The organism is Rhodococcus gordoniae (assembly GCF_001646655.1).
Taxonomy (GTDB): domain Bacteria; phylum Actinomycetota; class Actinomycetes; order Mycobacteriales; family Mycobacteriaceae; genus Rhodococcus; species Rhodococcus gordoniae.
Map to the genome: position 1 here is coordinate 24,880 of NZ_LPZN01000028.1, position 17,818 is coordinate 42,697.

General features: G+C 68.4%; 18 protein-coding genes and 1 tRNA gene. 8 read left to right on the forward strand and 11 right to left on the reverse strand.

Features of this window, described 5'->3' with window-relative positions:
* Positions 1 to 8: 8 nt before the first annotated feature.
* Together A8G18_RS12430 and A8G18_RS12435 are read left to right on the forward strand one after the other, a co-directional pair.
* Positions 9 to 821 carry a serine hydrolase domain-containing protein gene (locus A8G18_RS12430; RefSeq protein ID WP_064064124.1) on the forward strand — a complete coding sequence of 271 codons (813 nt, stop codon included), beginning with the start codon at positions 9 to 11 and terminating at the stop codon, positions 819 to 821.
* A gap of 123 nt (positions 822 to 944) precedes the next feature.
* Positions 945 to 1,454: a DUF3145 domain-containing protein gene (locus A8G18_RS12435; RefSeq protein WP_016933194.1), complete on the forward strand. Its 510-nt coding sequence runs from the start codon at positions 945 to 947 to the stop codon at positions 1,452 to 1,454.
* A gap of 117 nt (positions 1,455 to 1,571) precedes the next feature.
* Here the strand turns inward: A8G18_RS12435 and A8G18_RS12440 are convergent, their stop codons facing one another.
* The 6 genes from A8G18_RS12440 to aceE all read right to left on the reverse strand — a co-directional run bounded on the left by A8G18_RS12440 (position 1,572) and on the right by aceE (position 10,024).
* Positions 1,572 to 3,005 (reverse strand): acyl-CoA carboxylase subunit beta, encoded by a 1,434-nt coding sequence (locus tag A8G18_RS12440; RefSeq protein ID WP_016933195.1) that lies wholly within the window; start codon positions 3,003 to 3,005, stop codon positions 1,572 to 1,574.
* A 91-nt stretch (positions 3,006 to 3,096) separates the two neighbouring features.
* A complete protein-coding gene (locus A8G18_RS12445) occupies positions 3,097 to 4,353 on the reverse strand; it encodes a KasA/KasB family beta-ketoacyl-ACP synthase (protein ID WP_167352092.1) in 1,257 nt (418 codons plus the stop codon).
* The gene (acpM, locus tag A8G18_RS12450; RefSeq protein WP_016691373.1) at positions 4,350 to 4,628 is read right to left on the reverse strand and encodes a meromycolate extension acyl carrier protein AcpM; all 279 of its coding nucleotides are present in this window, start codon (positions 4,626 to 4,628) and stop codon (positions 4,350 to 4,352) included. Before acpM ends, A8G18_RS12445 begins: the two co-directional genes overlap by 4 nt.
* Positions 4,629 to 4,748: 120 nt before the next feature.
* Positions 4,749 to 5,666 carry an ACP S-malonyltransferase gene (locus A8G18_RS12455; RefSeq protein WP_084421766.1) on the reverse strand — a complete coding sequence of 306 codons (918 nt, stop codon included), beginning with the start codon at positions 5,664 to 5,666 and terminating at the stop codon, positions 4,749 to 4,751.
* Positions 5,667 to 5,794: 128 nt separating this feature from the next.
* Complete coding sequence (locus tag A8G18_RS12460; RefSeq protein WP_242496665.1) at positions 5,795 to 7,108, reverse strand: PucR family transcriptional regulator; 1,314 nt, start codon at positions 7,106 to 7,108, stop codon at positions 5,795 to 5,797.
* 66 nt (positions 7,109 to 7,174) lie between these two features.
* Positions 7,175 to 10,024 (reverse strand): pyruvate dehydrogenase (acetyl-transferring), homodimeric type, encoded by a 2,850-nt coding sequence (aceE, locus tag A8G18_RS12465; protein WP_064064127.1) that lies wholly within the window; start codon positions 10,022 to 10,024, stop codon positions 7,175 to 7,177.
* A gap of 326 nt (positions 10,025 to 10,350) precedes the next feature.
* Here aceE and A8G18_RS12470 point away from each other — a divergent pair, with 326 nt between their 5' ends.
* From A8G18_RS12470 to A8G18_RS12480, 3 genes are all read left to right on the forward strand, one after another.
* On the forward strand, positions 10,351 to 10,773 hold the full coding sequence (locus tag A8G18_RS12470; RefSeq protein WP_016933310.1) for a DUF3052 domain-containing protein: 423 nt from the start codon (positions 10,351 to 10,353) through the stop codon (positions 10,771 to 10,773).
* Positions 10,774 to 10,804: 31 nt separating this feature from the next.
* On the forward strand, positions 10,805 to 11,269 hold the full coding sequence (locus tag A8G18_RS12475) for a peroxiredoxin (RefSeq protein WP_064064128.1): 465 nt from the start codon (positions 10,805 to 10,807) through the stop codon (positions 11,267 to 11,269).
* 32 nt (positions 11,270 to 11,301) lie between these two features.
* Positions 11,302 to 11,373: transfer RNA gene (locus A8G18_RS12480), tRNA-Val, on the forward strand.
* A 61-nt stretch (positions 11,374 to 11,434) separates the two neighbouring features.
* On the opposite strand, the gene A8G18_RS12485 is transcribed toward A8G18_RS12480, so the two are convergent.
* Genes A8G18_RS12485 through A8G18_RS12505 form a run of 5 tightly spaced genes read right to left on the reverse strand, consistent with a single transcriptional unit; the run spans position 11,435 to position 14,620 of the window.
* Positions 11,435 to 12,163: a hypothetical protein gene (locus A8G18_RS12485; protein ID WP_064064129.1), complete on the reverse strand. Its 729-nt coding sequence runs from the start codon at positions 12,161 to 12,163 to the stop codon at positions 11,435 to 11,437.
* A 35-nt stretch (positions 12,164 to 12,198) separates the two neighbouring features.
* Positions 12,199 to 12,558, reverse strand: a complete 360-nt coding sequence (locus A8G18_RS12490) for a DUF5655 domain-containing protein (protein ID WP_026003102.1) — start codon at positions 12,556 to 12,558, stop codon at positions 12,199 to 12,201.
* 38 nt (positions 12,559 to 12,596) lie between these two features.
* Positions 12,597 to 13,433: an SURF1 family cytochrome oxidase biogenesis protein gene (locus A8G18_RS12495; protein WP_026003103.1), complete on the reverse strand. Its 837-nt coding sequence runs from the start codon at positions 13,431 to 13,433 to the stop codon at positions 12,597 to 12,599.
* 28 nt (positions 13,434 to 13,461) lie between these two features.
* Complete coding sequence (locus A8G18_RS12500) at positions 13,462 to 13,932, reverse strand: low molecular weight protein-tyrosine-phosphatase (protein ID WP_064064130.1); 471 nt, start codon at positions 13,930 to 13,932, stop codon at positions 13,462 to 13,464.
* Entirely contained in the window at positions 13,922 to 14,620 is a 699-nt protein-coding gene (locus A8G18_RS12505) for an HAD hydrolase-like protein (RefSeq protein ID WP_064064131.1), read from the reverse strand. Before A8G18_RS12505 ends, A8G18_RS12500 begins: the two co-directional genes overlap by 11 nt.
* 75 nt (positions 14,621 to 14,695) lie before the next feature.
* Here A8G18_RS12505 and A8G18_RS12510 point away from each other — a divergent pair, with 75 nt between their 5' ends.
* The 3 genes from A8G18_RS12510 to A8G18_RS12520 all read left to right on the forward strand — a co-directional run bounded on the left by A8G18_RS12510 (position 14,696) and on the right by A8G18_RS12520 (position 17,810).
* Positions 14,696 to 15,844, forward strand: coding sequence for a Nif3-like dinuclear metal center hexameric protein (locus A8G18_RS12510; RefSeq protein ID WP_064064132.1), 1,149 nt, complete (start codon positions 14,696 to 14,698; stop codon positions 15,842 to 15,844).
* A 74-nt stretch (positions 15,845 to 15,918) separates the two neighbouring features.
* Positions 15,919 to 16,656, forward strand: coding sequence for a zinc ribbon domain-containing protein (locus A8G18_RS12515; RefSeq protein WP_016933317.1), 738 nt, complete (start codon positions 15,919 to 15,921; stop codon positions 16,654 to 16,656).
* Positions 16,653 to 17,810 (forward strand): bifunctional RNase H/acid phosphatase, encoded by a 1,158-nt coding sequence (locus A8G18_RS12520; protein WP_016933318.1) that lies wholly within the window; start codon positions 16,653 to 16,655, stop codon positions 17,808 to 17,810. The genes A8G18_RS12515 and A8G18_RS12520 overlap by 4 nt, the downstream gene beginning before the upstream one ends.
* Positions 17,811 to 17,818: the final 8 nt, after the last annotated feature.

The following is a 17,818-nucleotide window of genomic DNA, read 5'->3' on the forward strand; positions in this document are numbered from 1 at the left end:
CTGATCGCGTGCACAGCCTCGATCCGATCAGCGACTGGCCCGTCGACCGTTCCGCCGCCGCAGTGGTGACCCGCGACGGCGGAACGGTCGCGTCCCGGGGGGACCTCGACGAGGTCTTCCCGCTCGCGTCCGTGACGAAGCCGCTCGTGGCGTACGCGGTCCTGGTGGCCGTCGAAGAGGGCGCGATCGAACTCGATCAGCCCGCGGGTCCCGAGGGGTCGACGGTGCGGCATCTGCTCGCCCACGCCTCGGGTCTGGCGTTCGGTGAGCGCACCGTGCAGACCGAGCCCGAGCGGAAGCGGATCTACTCGAGCGCGGGCTTCGAGGTACTCGCCGAACTCGTCGAGACGGAAACCGACATCGAGTTCCCGGAATACCTCCGGCAGGCGGTCTTCGAGCCGCTCGGCATGCGGTCCTCCTCCCTGCCCGGTCCGGCCGGCCACGGTGCGCAGTCGTCGGTGGCCGATCTCGCTCTGTTCGCGCGTGAATTGCTCACGCCTGTTCTGGTCTCGCCCGGAACGGTCGCCGAGGCGACCGCAGTGCAGTTCCCGGGGCTGAACGGACTCGTACCGGGCTACGGGATGTTCAAGCCCAACGACTGGGGTCTCGGATTCGAGATCCGGGGCGAGAAGAATCCGCATTGGACCGCCACGCGGAATTCGCCGCGCACTTTCGGTCATTTCGGTCAATCCGGAACGTTCATTTGGGTAGATCCCGAAATTTCCGTCGCCACTGTGGTACTTACTGATCGTGCGTTCGGAGATTGGGCGAAGCCTCTCTGGCCCGCCCTCGGGGACGGGATCATCACCGAATTCACATGAACCTCTCTGGTTCGCTGGCGAAACACCCGCCACACGGGCACACTTGTACGCAGCCCGCATGGAGAAGCCTTGATCGGCGAAGGTCGTTGGGGAAGACGTCCTGGTCGAATCGGAGGTGAATGTATGCGCGCATCCAACCAATTCGCGGATGCCACGGCGGGGGTGATCTATGTCCACTCCTCTCCGGCGGCCGTGTGCCCGCACATCGAGTGGGCGCTGGCCGACATCCTCGACTGCCGGCCCGACCTCGCGTGGACGGGTCAGCCCGCCTCCCCGGGCCTACTGCGTACCTGCGTCGATTGGGTCGGGCCCGTCGGCACGGCCGCACGACTGGCCGACGTGCTGCGCTCGTGGCCGATGCTCCGCTTCGAGATCACCGAGAACCCCAGCGAGGGTGTGGACGGCGAACGCTTCAGCTACGTCCCCCGACTGGGCCTGTGGCGGGGGGCCACCAGTGCCAACGGCGACATCGTCGTCGGAGAGATGCGTCTGCGTGCCCTGCTGTCCTCCGCTTCCGACGTCACGAGCGAACTGCACCGCGCCCTCGGGACCGCATGGGACGAGGAACTCGAGCCGTACCGCAGCGGCGACGAAGGCGCCCAGGTGACATGGCTCCGCCGGGACGTCGGCTGACCGCGGTCGCCGCCCCGGAATCACGACCGGAACGCACCCCACAGCTTTCCCGAGACGAGAACACCGGCATCGCTCCTCGGAGCGATGCCGGTGTTCTTCTGCCGTGGAAGAGCAGTATCAGAGCGGAATGTTCTTGTGCCGTCCGCGAACCGCAGGGGCGGCAGCGAGTGCAGCGGCCAGGGTGCTGCGCGTGGTGGCCGGATCGATCATCTCGTCGACGACACCGATGGCCATCGCGCGCCCGACACCGCCGGCGATCGCCTCGTGCTCCGCGGCGAGCCGATCGTGCAGCGCCTCGCGCTCCTCCTCGGACGCCGCGGCGAGGGCCTTCTTGTGGAGGATGCCCACGGCTGCCTTCGCGCCCATCACGGCCACCTCGGACTCCGGCCACGCGTAGACGGCGGTGGCCCCGAGAGCCCGGGAATTCATCGCGATGTACGCGCCGCCGTAGATCTTGCGCGTCACGAGCGTGACGCGGGGAACCTTCGCCTCGGCGAACGCGTGGAGCAGCTTGGCGCCGCGTCGCACGACACCCTCCCACTCCTGGTTCACGCCGGGAAGGTAACCGGGAACGTCGACGATCACGACGAGCGGAACGCCGAAGGCATTGCACATCCGCACGAATCGTGCTGCCTTCTCGGCGCTCTCGGAGTTGAGGCACCCACCGAGGCGGAGCGGGTTGTTGGCGATGACACCGACCGTGCGGCCGCCGAGACGACCGAAACCGGTGACGATGCTGCGCGCCCAACCGCCCTGGATCTCCTCGAAGGCGGACTCGCCGTCGACGTTGTCGAGCAACCGGTGGACGATCGGCCGCACGTCGTATGCGCGTCGCGGCGACTCGGGCATCAGTGCCCGCAGGTCGGTGTCGCCGAGTGCCGCTGCGGCGACGTCGAATTCGCCTTGTTCGGCAAGCATCGACACGAGACGGCGTGCCCGGTGCAGAGCGTCGGTCTCGTCGTGCGCGGCGATGTGGGCGACACCGGACTTCTTGGTGTGCGTGTCGGGTCCGCCGAGCGACTCCATGTCGACCTGCTCGCCGGTGACGCTGCGCACCACGTCCGGGCCGGTGACGAAGACACGGCCCTCGGGGGCCATGATGACGATGTCGGTCAGGGCCGGGCCGTAGGCGGCACCACCGGCCGCGAAGCCGAGAACGACGGAGATCTGGGGGACGAGACCGGACGCGCGCACCATGGCCTCGAAGACCAGGCCGACGGCGTGGAGGGCCTCGACACCTTCGGCCAGACGCGCGCCCCCGGAGTGGAAGATGCCCACCACGGGGATCTCGTGATCGATGGCGTAGTCGATGGCGGAGACGATGTGCTTGCATCCCTCGACGCCCATGGCGCCACCCATGACGGTGGCATCGGAGCAGTACGCGACCGTGCGGATGCCGTCGACGTCGCCGACGGCGGCGAGGACGCCCGACTTGTCGCGGCTGTGCAGCAACTCCAGGCTGCCCGGGTCGAACAGTTTCTCGAGACGGGCCAACGGATCTCTGGGGTCCACCGACGTCTCACGCAGGGTGGCTGGATCCAGGATGGTCATCGGGTACTCCTCGGGCAGACGCGGTGGTGGTGGGCTGTGGTGGAGGCTCCGGGCGGAGCCTCCACCACAGGGGGCGGACAGGCGTCGACGGTCAGGCGCGACCGAAAGCGAGCGCCACGTTGTGCCCACCGAAACCGAACGAGTTGTTCAGCGCGAAATCGATCCGGCCGGAACGCGGTTCGCCCTTGACCACGTCGAGATCGATCCCTGGATCCTGGTTCTCGAGATTCAGCGTGGGAGGGATGACCCCGTCACGCAGCGTCAGGACCGTGAGTACTGCTTCGAGTGCACCCACCGCACCGATCGAGTGACCGAGCGCGGACTTGGGGGCGTAGATCGCGGCATGGTTGCCCACGGCCGCGTTGATGGCCTTGGCTTCGGCCACGTCGCCGATCGGGGTGGCCGTCGCGTGCGCGTTGACGTGCCCGATATCGGCCTTGGTGAGCCCGGCGGTCTCGATCGCCCGCCGCATGGCCCGTGCCGCACCCGTGCCTTCCGGATCGGGGGCGACGATGTGGTACCCGTCGGAGGTGATGCCGGCGCCGAGGATGCGACCGTGGATGGTCGATCCGCGTGCCTTGGCATGCTCCTCGCTCTCGAGCACCATCAGCGCGCCGGCCTCGCCGAAGACGAAACCGTCGCGGTCCTTGTCGAACGGGCGCGACGCACCGCGCGGGTCGTCGTTGCGGGTGCTCAGCGCCCGCATCATCGCGAAGCCCGCGGTGGCGACCGCGTCCAGCTGACCTTCGACACCACCGGTGACGACGATGTCGGCGTCGCCGAAGGCGATCATCCGGTACGCGTTGGCGATCGCCTCGGATCCGGACGAGCACGCCGAGACCGGGGTGATGACCCCCGCGCGGGCACCGAGTTCGAGCCCGACGGTGGCCGACGGCCCGTTCGGCATGATCATCTGCACCGCGAACGGCGAGACCTTGCGGTACCCGCCCTGACGGAGCTTGTCGACGGCGTCGATGAGCGATTCGCCACCACCGAGGCCCGTACCGATGACCACACCGAGACGGTCCTTGTCGACCTCGGGGCTGCCGGCGTTCTGCCAGACGGTGCGCCCGAGGGTGAGCGCGAGGCGCTCGACGAAGCTCATCCGACGGAGCTCCACGCGGGACAGGCCCTCGTCGGGGCTGACCTTCAGAGTTCCGCCGATGCGCACCGGCAGGTCGTACTCGTCGACGAATCCGCCGTCGATGGTGCCGATCCCGCTCTCACCGGCCAGCAGTGCCTTCCAGGTGGAGTCCACGTCGCCGGCGATCGACGTCGTGGCCGCGAGGCTGGTGACGACGACGTTGCGGAGTGCCCGAGGAGAAGGGGAGGTCACAGCAGAACTCATTCGTTGTCGTTCGTGGCCTGAACGCCTGCGGCCTCGAGCTTCTGGATGTAGTTCACGGCGTCGCCGACGGTGCGGAGACCGGCGAGATCCTCGTCGGGGATCTTCACGCCGTACTTGTCCTCGGTCTGGACGGCGATCTCGACCATGGACAGCGAGTCGATGTCGAGGTCGTCGACGAAGGACTTCTCGACGGTCACCTCGGAGGGCTCGATGCCGGTGACCTCTTCGATGATCTCGGCGAGACCGGCGATGATTTCTTCCTGGGTGGCGGCCACGATGTGGCTCCCTTCTCGATCTGTCGACTATGTCGTTCGAAACCGGCCGGATGTTTCCGACCGGGGCTCCGGGGATGTCCCGGTGAGGTGCCCGTGCTGTGCGACGGCGCGCGCAGCAACCTAACCGAGTTGAAGACTTTCGGCCAGAGCGGAAATTTCCGCGGGGGTCTTGAGGGCGAGGGTGGGCGTGCCGCGCATGTCGCGCTTGGCGATGCCCACCAGCGTGCCGGCGGGGGGAAGCTCGACGATCCGGCTCACCTGCGCCTCGCGCAGGGAAGCGGTGCACAGATCCCACCGGACGGGCCGGGTGACCTGGGCTGCGAGACGTTCGAGGGCGTCGGCTCCGGAGGTGACGGGCTTGCCGTCGTAGTTCGACAGCAGCGTGTGCGTCGGGTCCGAAGGGGTGATCTTCGCCGCGGCGGCGGCCACGGCGTCCTGGGCGGGTGCCATGAATCGGGTGTGGAAGGCACCGGCGACCGGCAGTGCGCGGACGCGGGCCTTCTCGGGCGGGTTCGCAGCGAGTTCCTCGAGCGCGGTCAGGCGCCCTGCTGCGACGATCTGGCCTGCCGCGTTCATGTTGGCGGGGGTCAGATCCAGCTCGGCGAGGCGCGCGAGCACCTCGTCCTCCGCGCCGCCGAGGACGGCGGACATTCCGGTGGGTTCGATCGCGCACGCACGGGCCATCTCGGCCCCGCGGATCGCGGCCAGGGCGACGGCGTCGTCGGCGCTGATGACACCCGCGATGGCGGCTGCGGCGAGTTCGCCGACGGAGTGGCCGGCGACGATCGTGTCGGCAGGCACGAGGCCGCGACGGTCGAGATCCTCGAAGGCCAGGAGTGCGGAGGCCACCACGAGCGGCTGGGTCACCGCGGTGTCGGTGATCTCGTCTGCGGTGGCGGTGGTGCCCAGTCGCGCGAGGTCGAGTCCCGCCGTCTGCGACCACAGATCGATGCGGTCGCGCGCTCCGGACTGCTCGAGCCACGGGGCGAGCATTCCGGGTGTCTGAGACCCCTGACCGGGGGCAAGCAGCGAAATCACGATCACCAGGGAACACCGGAAGTGCGCCCCCGCGAGATGTCGGTAGCGATGAAAGCTGGCGCCTCGATTTGTAGGGTTCCCACAAATCTGCACGTCGGTGGTCGCTATCGGGTGAAAGGCCCGAGACGTTACGTGTCCGATTCGCGAATTGTGAATCGAGTGACAGGTGGTGCAGGTGATCTCAATTCGTTATGGCTTCGTGCCAGGCGGCCCACCGTCGCCGCGATCCGGAGCACGTACGCGTCGCGAGGATTTGTGGGATCTCGACCCGTTACCTCTGTGATCCGCTTCAATCGATACCGCACGGTATTTGGATGAACAAACAGCTTTCGGGCACAAGTCTCGACAGCGCCCCCACTGTCGAGGTATGCGTCCAGCGTGTCCGCGAGGGACGGTCCCGCAGCCGCCAGCGGGGCGACGACGAAGTCCTCGAGCGCGGCGATCGCACCCGGATCACCGAGCAGCGCACGCTCGGGCAGCAACTCCGCGGCATGCACCGGCCGGGGAGCACCCGGCCAGCCCACCACGGCCTCCATCCCGGCGAGCGCTTCGACCGCGGAGACGTGCGCGGTCGTCAGCGTGGGCGTCGTCGGGCCGATCACCACCGGGTCGTCCGAGAACGCGCGCATCAACTCGGTACGGAAGGTCGCCGCATCCGCCGAACCGTGCAGATCGCCGCTGACCACCATCACCAGACGTTCGCCCTGCACCACGGCCAGAGCTGCGCGCCCGTGCTCCTGGGCGACGGTGTGCACGGTGGTGATCACCGAGACCCCTTGATCCGGCGGGGGAGTACCGACGATCACCGTCGCCGGGGCCGTGGCATCCCAGTTGAGGGTCGCGGCCCGCGACTGCATGTCGGGACCGGTGTCCCCGCGCACCACGGCGTCGACGACGAGGGCCTCGAGCCGCGTGTCCCACGCACCCCGGGACTCGGCGGCCCCCGCATATACCGCGGCCGCGGCGAAGCCGAGTTCGCGTCCGTACCGGAGGATCGCCTCGGTGAGCGCGACCAGCTGTTCCTCGTTGCGGGCGAGGGCCGGCAGCCACTGCTCGAAGAACTCCATCGCCGCGCGGACCATGTCCACCGTCTGACGCAGCGTCAGCCGCCGCGCGAGATCCTGCGGGATCATCTGGAAAGCGTCGAGACTGAACCGCAGGTCGCTGTCGGGATTGCGCACCCATTCGAGAAAATCGACCACCGACGTCTGGATGACCAGTTGCACCGTCGAACGCTGCGACGCGTCGAGGTCGGCGAAGAACGGCAACTGCTCCTGCATGACGTGCACGGCCTCGGTGGACAGTCGCCCCGAGAACTGCTTGACCCGACGGAGCAGAGCGTCGGGCAGCGGCGCCCGCTCGGGACGCGAAGGCGGCACCGGGCGCTCCCTGTGAGCACCCGGTACCTGCCCGATCCGGCGGGGTTGCGGCTCGTCGACCATGGGACGAAAGTACCCGCCGGTCGCGAGCCGGCCGTCACGCCACGACGGACGTGACGTCGAGGTGGGTCAGGCGACGCCCGGATCCGCCATCGACACCGGGGCGGCCGTCACGTCGTCGATCTTGTAGGTGCGGGCCGCCTCGACGGCCTTCTCACGGTCGACGGCACCTTCGCGGCCCAGCGCTGCGAGCACCGCGACCACCGTGGACTCCGCGTCGATGTTGAAGACGCGACGCGCGGCACCACGGGTGTCGGAGAAGCCGAAGCCGTCGGCCCCGAGCACCGTGTAGTCGCCGGGCACCCACTTGCGGATCTGGTCGGGCACCGCACGCATCCAGTCGGACACCGCGACGAACGGACCTGCCGCGTCGTTGAGCACCGACGCGACGTAGGGCACCGGAGCTTCCTCACCGGGGTTGAGCAGTGCCTGACGGTCGCACTCGACGCCGTCGCGGCGCAGCTCGCCCCACGAGGTGACGGACCAGACGTCGGCGGACACGCCCCACTCGTCGGCGAGCATCTGCTGCGCGCGCAGCGCCTCGGGCATCATCACGCCCGAGACCAGGATCTGCGCCTTCGGGCCGGATTCCGCACCCCGCTTGTACAGGTAGATACCGCGGAGCAGACCGTCGACGTCGAGATCCTCCGGCTCGGCCGGCTGCGAGTACGGCTCGTTGTACACGGTGATGTAGTAGAAGACGTCCTCGCCGCCGAAGCCGTCGACACCCTCGGTACCGCCGTACATCCGCCGCAGACCGTCACGGAAGATGTGGGCGATCTCGTAGGAGAACGCCGGATCGTAGGTGACCGCGGCGGGGTTGGTCGACGCGAGCAGCAGCGAATGCCCGTCGGCGTGCTGCAGGCCCTCACCGGTCAGCGTCGTGCGACCGGCGGTGGCGCCGAGCACGAAACCGCGTGCCATCTGGTCGGCCGCCGCCCACAGACCGTCGCCCGTGCGCTGGAAACCGAACATCGAGTAGAAGATGTACACCGGGATCATCGGCTCGCCCTGCGTCGCGTAGGACGTACCGACCGCCGTGAACGACGCCGTCGAACCGGCCTCGTTGATGCCCTCGTGCAGGATCTGCCCGACCTCGCTCTCCTTGTAGGCGAGCATCAGGTCGGCGTCCACCGAGGTGTAGAGCTGACCGTTGCGGTTGTAGATCTTCAGCGACGGGAACCACGAGTCCATACCGAAGGTGCGAGCCTCGTCCGGGATGATCGGCACGATGCGCTTGCCGATCTCCTTGTCGCGCAACAGTTCCTTGAGCACACGCACGGTCGCCATCGTGGTGGCGACTTCCTGCTTGCCCGAACCCTTGCGGACCACGTCGTAGGTCTTCTCCGCGGGTAGCTGCAGCGGCTTCGTGTTCGTGCGGCGCTCCGGCAGGAAGCCGCCGAGGGACCGTCGCCGCTCGAGCATGTACTGGATCTCGGGTGCCTCGGAACCGGGGTGGTAGTACGGCGGCATCTTCGGATCCTTCTCGAGCTCGGCATCCGAGATCGGGATCCGCTGAAGGTCGCGGAAGTACTTGAGGTCCTCGAGGGTGAGCTTCTTCATCTGGTGGGTCGCGTTGCGGCCCTCGAAGTGCTTACCGAGCGTGTAGCCCTTGATGGTGTGCGCGAGGATCACCGTCGGCTGACCCTTGTGCTCCATGGCGGCCTTGTACGCCGCGTAGATCTTGCGGTAGTCGTGACCGCCGCGCTTGAGATTCCAGATGTCCTGGTCGGACAGATCCTTGACCAGTTCCTTCGTCCGCGGGTCGCGGCCGAAGAAGTGCTCGCGCACGAACGCGCCGTCGTTCGCCTTGTACGTCTGGTAGTCGCCGTCGGGCGTGACGTTCATGAGGTTGACCAGCGCGCCGTCCTTGTCGGCGTGCAGCAGGGCATCCCACTCGCGGCCCCACACGACCTTGATGACGTTCCAGCCGGCGCCGCGGAAGAACGACTCCAGCTCCTGGATGATCTTGCCGTTGCCGCGCACCGGGCCGTCGAGTCGCTGCAGGTTGCAGTTGACGACGAAGGTCAGGTTGTCGAGACCCTCGGTGGCTGCGACGTGCGCCAGGCCGCGCGATTCCGGCTCGTCCATCTCGCCGTCGCCCAGGAACGCCCAGACATGCTGGTCGGAGGTGTCCTTGATGCCGCGGTCGTGCAGGTAGTGGTTGAACCGTGCCTGGTAGATCGCGTTCATCGGGCCCAGGCCCATGGACACCGTGGGGAACTCCCAGAAGTTCGGGAGCAGACGCGGGTGCGGGTACGACGGCAGGCCGCCGCCGAGCGAGGCGTGGCTGTGTTCCTGACGGAAGCCGTCGAGTTGCTCGGTGCCGATGCGTCCCTCGAGGAAGGCGCGCGCGTAGATGCCGGGGGAGGCGTGGCCCTGGATGAAGACCTGGTCGCCACCGCCGGGATGGTCCTTGCCGCGGAAGAAGTGGTTGAAGCCGACCTCGTACAGCGCGGCCGACGAGGCATAGGTGGAGATGTGGCCACCGACGCCGACACCCGGACGCTGCGCGCGGGTGACCATGATTGCCGCGTTCCACCGGATGTACGCGCGGTAGCGGCGCTCGACCTCCTCGTCACCGGGGAACCACGGCTCGCTCTCGGTGGGGATGGTGTTGACGTAGTCGGTGGAAGTCAGGGCGGGAAGGGAGACCTTGCGTTCGTTGGCGCGCTCGAGCATGCGCAGCAGCAGGTAGCGTGCGCGGGTGGGACCTGCGGCCTCGAGCATTCCGTCGAACGACTCGAGCCACTCGTCGGTCTCCGCCGGATCGATGTCCGGCAGGTAGGAGGCCACACCTTCGCGGATCACCCGGACTCGATTGTCCTTGGTCGATGCCGGCTTGGCCGAGGAATCCGGTCCCGATGCGCCCGGTGCGGCGCCTTGTCGGGAATCGGATCCGTGGATCAGGTCTGTCAACGTCTGCTCCTCATCGTGGTGGGCGCGTCGGTGGAGCGCCCTCTCCGTCGGCCGGCTCTTGTGGGAGCCGACGCAATCGACATCTGAACATGATGCAACCCTCATCTTCCCCCATCCGGAACGAAGGATCACGTCGTGGTCCGGCCAACCGGACGGATCGGGCACGGTGTGAGGTGGTGCAAAAGGTCTCTTCCGAAAGATTCTCCCGCTTTTCCCAGCGATTCGGGTTGCGTTGAGGCTTCCGACGATGTTCGCTTTGACCTATTGATCGTCACGTCGGTGCGCGGAGCCCGCTTCGCGCGCCACAACCCTGAGGAGGAACCACCGTGGTCGCCGCGGCGGATGCCAAGAACTATGTTTCCAAGCTCGGTATCACTCACGACCACGTGGTGCAGGAACTCGGTTGGGACGAGGACACCGACGACGAGTTGAGGGCTGCGATCGAAGAGGTCACCGGTACCGAGCTGCTCGACGAGGACTCCGACGAGGTCGTCGACGTCGTACTGCTGTGGTGGCGCGACAGCGACGGCGACCTGGTCGACACCCTCATGGACGCGATCGGTCCCCTCGCGGACGAGGGCGTCGTGTGGGTCCTGACCCCCAAGACCGGGCGTCCCGATCACGTCGAGCCCAGCGAGATCGCCGAATCGGCCACCACGGCCGGTCTCACCCAGACCACGGCCACCAACCTCGGAGACTGGATCGGCAGCCGCCTCGTCCAGCCCAAGGCCGGCCGTCCCCGCCGCTGACCCGACTCCCAGAACGTAAGGATCCACACGCATGCCGATCGCCGTGGGCACCGAAGCCCCCGATTTCACCCTCAAGGACCAGAACAACCAGGAAGTGACGCTGTCGAGCTTCCGGGGCAGCAAGAACGTGCTCCTGGTGTTCTACCCGCTCGCCTTCACCGGCGTCTGCCAGGGCGAGCTGTGCGCCGTCCGCGACGACCTGCCCACCTTCGAGAACGACGACACCGCCATCCTTGCGGTCTCCGTCGGTCCGTCGCCCAGCCACAAGATCTGGGCGGCCGAGCAGGGCTACACCTTCCCGCTGCTGTCCGACTTCTGGCCGCACGGCGAGGTCGCGCAGGCCTACGGAGTGTTCAACGACAAGTTCGGTTTCGCGAACCGCGGCACGTTCGTCATCGACAAGGACGGCATCGTGCAGTTCGCGGAGGAGAACCAGCCCGGAGAGGCCCGTGACCAGGGAGCTTGGGCCAGAGCGCTCGCCGCGCTAAAGTCCTGATGCGAAGTCGGCGGCATCTGCCGCCGTCTTTCGGGCGTGTAGCTCAGTGGTAGAGCTCTGGTTTTACACACCAGCGGTCGGGGGTTCGAAACCCTCCGCGCCCACAATCCCATGTGCGATTCCGGTGGATCGAGCCCCGCTCAGCGGGGTCGGATCCACACAGATCTAATTTCCGGCGTTCACCGCGGCCACGAGCGTCGGCAGGTCGTCGGCGACGACGATCATGAGGGGCCGTTCCTTCGCGCTGCCACTGTGCGTGACGATCAGCGCCGTCGGTGGCAGTTGCCCGCCCGCGGGCGGGGACAGCTTCTTGATGGCCTGCGGCACCGTGATGGTCCGGGGTAGGTGCGCGGCCCGCTCGTGCGGCTCGGCGAACTCCAGGGCCGCTCCGACGGTCTCGCCCTCGACGATCTCGTCCGTCGCGAGACGATGCGCGAGCCAGCGGGCGATGCAGTTCGTCGTCAGCAGCCCGAGATAGGTGTCGTCCTCGTAGATCGGGAACTGCGAGTAGTCGTGGCACCGGATCTCGTCGAGCACCCGATTCAGCGGTGTGTCCGTCTCGAACACGGCGGGTGCCCGCCTCGGCAGGACCTGCAACACCTTCGGCGGATCGATGATCCTGTCGCGCAGTCTCTCGATCGCCTCGACGACCTCCGGGACCGGATCGGCGACCGGCTTGCCCCCGTAGTAGTCCTGGTGGACGAGCGCGTTGCGCAGGTCTGCGAAGGCTCGGAGGGCGGGCAGATCGACCTGGGTGCGGTGGCGCCGGGCGTACTCCTTGGCCATCCGGACGAAGCTTATGTGCTCCTCATCCGTCTGCAGCTGCCACTTGAAGTGGTTCTCGATGGCCGTGAACGCCGACAGGAACCGGATCGCGCCGCTCACCTCGTCCATCTCGTCTCCTTCGTGCGGAAGGGAGTCGTGGGGCCTCAGTCGCGCGGTTCCGCCGCGGTGCGATAGGCGACGTCCAGCAGCTCCACGAAGTGGTCGTCGAGTTCGTCGACGGACGAAACGCTCAGCCGGTGCGTCGTCACCGGTCCCTTCTTCGGGAACGCCTCGCGCAGCGTCGCGTGGTGGATGCGCCGGGGGAGATCCAGGGCCACCTCGAGGCGTGAGGCGTAGACGAACGCCGCCGCGAAGGGCAGACCCCGCGACCAGGAGATCTCCGACGCGTGCACACGCTCGGTGACGTCGTCGCCGAGGCCGAGGATCATGGCGCGCACGTGCCGGAACACGTCGACGGCGGCCGGATCCTTGTCGGCCAGATAGTCGTCGACGGTCGTGTACATCGGGAGCTCCTCGGATCGGGGCAGGGTGGTCGGCTCGGTCACCGCGGCCGGCCGTATCGATCGGCGAGCTTCTCGCTCGCGGTGCGTGGCGCCGCTTCCACCGGAGCCCCGGCAGCGTCACCACCGGCTTCCGGATTCTTCGCCTTCTTGCGCTCCCGCATCTCGGCCCACACGAAGTAGCCCAGACCGAGCGGAGCCATGATCCCGAACGCCAGCCACTGCAGGCCGTACGACAGGTACGGGCCGGAGTCGAGCTGGGGGAGGGGGATCACACCGAGACCGCCGGCCTGGTCGGCGTCGAGTTGCAGATAGACGTCCTCGAGGTCGAGACCCGTGACGGATGCGACCTGCGGGGCGTCGATGAAGTAGACCTGCTGGTAGCCCGCGTCGAAGAAGGGGTCCTTGCCGTCGACCGTTCCCTCGGACATCCGGATGCGGGCGTCGAGCGTGACGGGGCCGGACGGCGCGGGCGGGATCTCGGGGATCTCGGTGCCGCGGACCGGCCGCACGTACCCGCGGTTGACGAGGATCGTTCCGCCGGAATCGAGTGCGAACGGAGTCAGCACCTCGTAGGCCGGCTGCGACTCGACGCTGCGCAACCGCACGAGCACATCCGACTCGGGGAGGTAGGAGCCCTGCGCGAGCACACGGCGCCACTCGTCCTCGACCGTCGGGCCGTCGCCGCCCAGCAGATCGGCGACGGGAACCGGATCCTGCGCCATCGACGCAGCGATGCGGCCGTTGCGGTCCTCGGTGCTCGTGTTCTTGCCGAGCTGCCACGGCGCGAGGACCGTGAAGCACGCGTAGGCGAAGCCGACGACGACCAGCGCCAGGACCAACCAGCTGGGGCGTAGGAGAAATGTCAATCGGCGCACAGACCCACGGTAGCCGGTGAGGTGCGTCTCACCACTGTCGCACCCGCTCGAGCAGGCCGGGAACCGCGGCTTCGATCTGCTCGCGGACCTGCTCGAACTCGTTCAGGGAGCCGTAGTACGGATCGGGCACGGAATCGTCGTCGGCGTCGGGATCGAACGATCGCAGCAACACACGGCGATCGGAGGGGACACCGAGCCGCGCCAGCGCCCGCTCGTGGGTGGTGGTCATGGCGACGACGAGGTCGGCGGACAGGTGTTCGGTCCCGAGCTTCGCGGCTCGGTGACCGGTGGGATAGCCGTGCCGCTGCAAGACCGCGTCGGTCCGCGGATCCGCCTCGGACCCGACGTGCCAGCCGTGGGTACCGGCGCTGCTGACGCGGATCCGGTCGTCGAGTCCTTCGCGGCGCAGGTGTTCGGCGAAGATCTTCTCGGCCATGGGCGACCGGCAGATGTTGCCGGTGCACACGAAGGTGACGTGGAAGCGGCTGTCAGCGTCCACCCGTGAGCACCTCCCGCAGTTCTTCGACCGAGGCGGTCGTCCGCGCCGCCGCACGGCCCTCGGTCTCGGTCCCGTAACCCCACTCGACGAAGACCGTGGGGATGCCGAAGCGTCCCGCACCGTGGATGTCGTGTTCGCGGTCGCCCACCATCACCACGCCGGTCGTGCCGCCGGCCGCGGTCTCCTGCGGATCGATCCCGAGGGCGGCGAGACTGTGCGCGACGACCTCCCATTTGTGCCGCCGGGAGCCGTCGTCGCTGGCACCGCCGATGAACTCGAAGTATCCGGTCAGACCGAAATGGTCGAGGATCCGTTCGGCGAACGCCTGGGACTTCGACGTCGCGACGGCCAGTCGGCTACCGGCGCCGCGTACGGCCTCGAGCACCGATTCGATGCCGTCGAAGACCGCGTTCTCCGCCCATCCGGTGGCGGAGTAGTAGTCCTTGTACGCTGCGAGCCCCGCAGCGATCTGCTCGTCGTCGAGTCCGAGGCCCTGCAGCGTGTCGCGCATCGGAGGTCCGAGCAACCACTGCAGGTCGCCCTCGGGTGCTTCGAAGCCGGTCGTTTCGGCGGCGTGGAGGAATCCGTTGATCACCCCGGTCGCGGAATCGGTGAGCGTCCCGTCCAGATCGAACAGGACGACGGGGGCGGGGAGCACGAGCGGTCGGGTGGTGGCGAGAGCGGTCACCGGCCCATTCTCCCCGTTCGTCCGGTGTCCTGCCGCGTAGGGTCGTGCGCGTAGGAGAGAGCGGATCAGCTGGAGGTGGACGTGACGGCGGCGACGCTGCGTGAGGTGATCGACGTTCTGGAGACGGCCTACCCGCCGTCCCTGGCGGAGAGCTGGGACTCGGTGGGACTGGTCGCCGGCGACCCCGACGAGCCGGTGCGCAAGGTGCTGCTGGCGGTGGATGCCACCGGGGCCGTCGTCGACGAGGCACTCGAATGGGGTGCGCAGCTGCTGCTCGTACATCATCCGTTGCTGCTGCGGGGGGTGGACACCGTGGGTGCACATACCCCCAAGGGAGCGTTGATCCACCGTCTCATCCGCGGCGGTTGTGCTCTGTTCACCGCGCACACCAACGCCGACCGGGCGAATCCCGGTGTCTCGGACGCGCTGGCCGCGGCACTGGGTCTGACCGGGCTGCGACCGCTCGAGGCCAAGCCCGAACCCGCAACCGACAAGTGGGTCGTCATGGTGCCGGCCGACGCCGCCGAGACGGTGCGCGCGGGTCTGTTCGCGGCGGGTGCGGGCGCCCTGGGCAACTACCGCGAATGCTGCTGGACCACCTCGGGCACCGGTCAGTTCCGCCCGGTCGACGGCGCCGACCCGGCCATCGGTTCGGTCGGCGACCTCGAACGCGTCCCCGAGGACCGGATCGAGGTGATCGCGCCGCGCCGGTCGCGGGCGGCGGTACTCGCGGCTCTGCGCGAGGCGCACCCCTACGAGGAACCGGCCTTCGACATCCTCGAACTCGCCGACCTGCCGAGCGATCGTGGCCTGGGGCGGGTGGGAGAGCTGCCGCAGACACGCACGCTGCGCGAGTTCACCGAGGATGTCGCCGCCGCGCTGCCGGCCACCGAGTGGGGTGTCCGCGGCGCGGGCGATCCCGACCGGCCCGTGCGGACCGTGGCGGTGTGCGGCGGCTCCGGTGATTCCTTCCTCGGTCTCGCCACTGCGCGCGGTGTCGACGTCTACGTCACCGCCGACCTGCGGCATCATCCCGCCGACGAGCACCTGCGTGCGGGAGGTCCCGCGCTGGTGGACGTCGCTCACTGGGCGAGCGAGTACCCGTGGTGCGCGCAGGCCCGCGACGTTCTGGACGAGGCGTTCGCCGGCCGGGACGGCTGGCAGGCGCGGGTCAGCGAGTTGCGCACCGATCCCTGGACGACCGCGGCGGGCGCGGTACGGTAATCAGCTACGACACGTCCCGCGTGGCAGCCGACTCCCGGCCCGCCGACACACCACCGAAAGCAGGAACCACCCGAGTGAACGTCGAACCCACCGTGCAGGCCAAGCTGCTGTCCCTCGCCGCCGTGGACGCAGAACTGAACCGCCTCGCGCATCGCCGTCGGACACTGCCCGAACAGCAGGAGGTGGATCGCCTGCAGACCGAGCGCAACGCGCGCAAGGATGCCGCGGTGGCCGTCGAGATCATCCTCGACGACCTCGACCGGGACATCCGGAAGCTCGAGGGTGAGATCGAGGCCGTACGTCTGCGTGCCGACCGCGACCGGTCGCTGCTCGAGGGCGGCTCGGTGGGATCGAAGCAGCTCACCGAACTGCAGCACGAACTCACCAGCCTCGAACGTCGCCAGGCGGCACTCGAGGACGACCTGCTCGACGTGATGGAGCGGCGGGAGGCGTCGAAGGCCGACCACGACCATGCCGGTGCGCAGGTGTCGCAGGTCGACGACCGGCTCGGCGACGCCGTCCGGGCCCGCGACGAGGCCATCGCCGACATCGAGGTGGCCGAGCAGCGGTGCCGCAGTGATCGTGAGGCGCTGCTCGCGGTGTTCCCGGCGGAATTGGTGACGGTCTACGAGAAGCAGCGTGAGAAGTCCGGTATCGGCGCCGCGCTGTTGCAGGGCCGCCGTTGCGGCGCGTGCCGCCTCGAGATCGACCGCGGTGAGATCGCCCGGATCGCGGCCGCACCCGCGGATCTGCTGGTCCGGTGCCCGGAGTGCGACGCGATCATGGTCCGCACCAAGGAATCCGGCCTGTGACGACGGTCGTCGTCGAAGCGGACGGTGGTTCGCGCGGGAATCCCGGACCGGCCGGCTACGGTGCCGTCGTCTTCGATGCCGACCATCGGACAGTCCTCGCCGAACGGCAGGCGAGCATCGGGCGCGCGACCAACAACGTCGCCGAGTACAAGGGTCTGATCGCCGGTCTCACCGCCGCCGCCGAACTCGGCGCCGACGAGGTGCAGGTCCGCATGGATTCGAAGCTCGTCGTCGAGCAGATGAGCGGGCGGTGGCAGGTCAAGCATCCCGACATGATCCCGTTGGCCGCGCAGGCGCGCGAGCTGGCAGGTCGGTTCCGCAGCGTCGACTTCACGTGGATCCCGCGCGCGGAGAACGCGTACGCCGACCGGTTGGCCAATGCCGCGATGGACGCGGCCGCGGAAGCACTGATGGATGTCGCATCCGACACCGTGGCACGGCCGCTGCCGCCGTCGGCGACGACCGAGAACGTCACGACCCCGCCGGTCGTGCCCGTGCCCGATCCGGCTGTTCCGGCCTCACCCGGCTGGACCGGTGCGATCGGCTCGCCGACCCGGCTGTTGTTGCTGCGCCACGGGCAGACCACGCTGTCGGTCGAGCGGCGCTATTCGGGGCGCGGCAACCCTGCGCTGACCGAACTCGGTCGCGACCAGGCGGTCGCCGCGGCCCGGCGCCTCGGTGCCCGTGGGGGTATCACCGCCGTCCTGTCGTCGCCGCTGGGGCGGGCGCGGGAGACGGCCGCCGCGGCCGCCGACGCTCTCGACCTGCCGGTGACGGTGCACGACGGGCTCATCGAGACGGATTTCGGCGACTGGGAAGGTCTCACCTTCGGCGAGGCCGCGCGTCGCGATCCCGAACTGCATCGGCGGTGGCTCGGCGACACCTCCGTGCGACCCCCGAACGGCGAGAGTTTCGACGAGGTGGCCGAGCGGATCGCCTCCGTGCGCGACGACCTGCTCACCGACTACGCCGGCTCGACCGTGCTGGTCGTCTCCCATGTCACGCCCATCAAGACGGTCCTGCAGATGGCGCTCGAGTCGGGCCCGTCGCTGCTGTACCGCCTGCATCTGGATCTCGCATCGCTCAGCATCGCCGAGTTCTATCCGGACGGCGGTTCGTCGGTGCGGCTCGTGAACGACACCTCGCACCTCTGAACCGGGAG

Coding starts and splice junctions, on each gene's coding strand:
- A8G18_RS12435 (WP_016933194.1), top strand. CDS start 945: ATGCGCGCATCCAACCAATTCGCGGATGCCACGGCGGGGGTGATCTAT.
- A8G18_RS12440 (WP_016933195.1), bottom strand. CDS start 3,005: ATGACCATCCTGGATCCAGCCACCCTGCGTGAGACGTCGGTGGACCCC.
- A8G18_RS12445 (WP_167352092.1), bottom strand. CDS start 4,353: ATGAGTTCTGCTGTGACCTCCCCTTCTCCTCGGGCACTCCGCAACGTC.
- A8G18_RS12460 (WP_242496665.1), bottom strand. CDS start 7,108: ATGGTCGACGAGCCGCAACCCCGCCGGATCGGGCAGGTACCGGGTGCT.
- A8G18_RS12475 (WP_064064128.1), top strand. CDS start 10,805: ATGCCGATCGCCGTGGGCACCGAAGCCCCCGATTTCACCCTCAAGGAC.
- A8G18_RS12485 (WP_064064129.1), bottom strand. CDS start 12,163: ATGGACGAGGTGAGCGGCGCGATCCGGTTCCTGTCGGCGTTCACGGCC.
- A8G18_RS12490 (WP_026003102.1), bottom strand. CDS start 12,558: ATGTACACGACCGTCGACGACTATCTGGCCGACAAGGATCCGGCCGCC.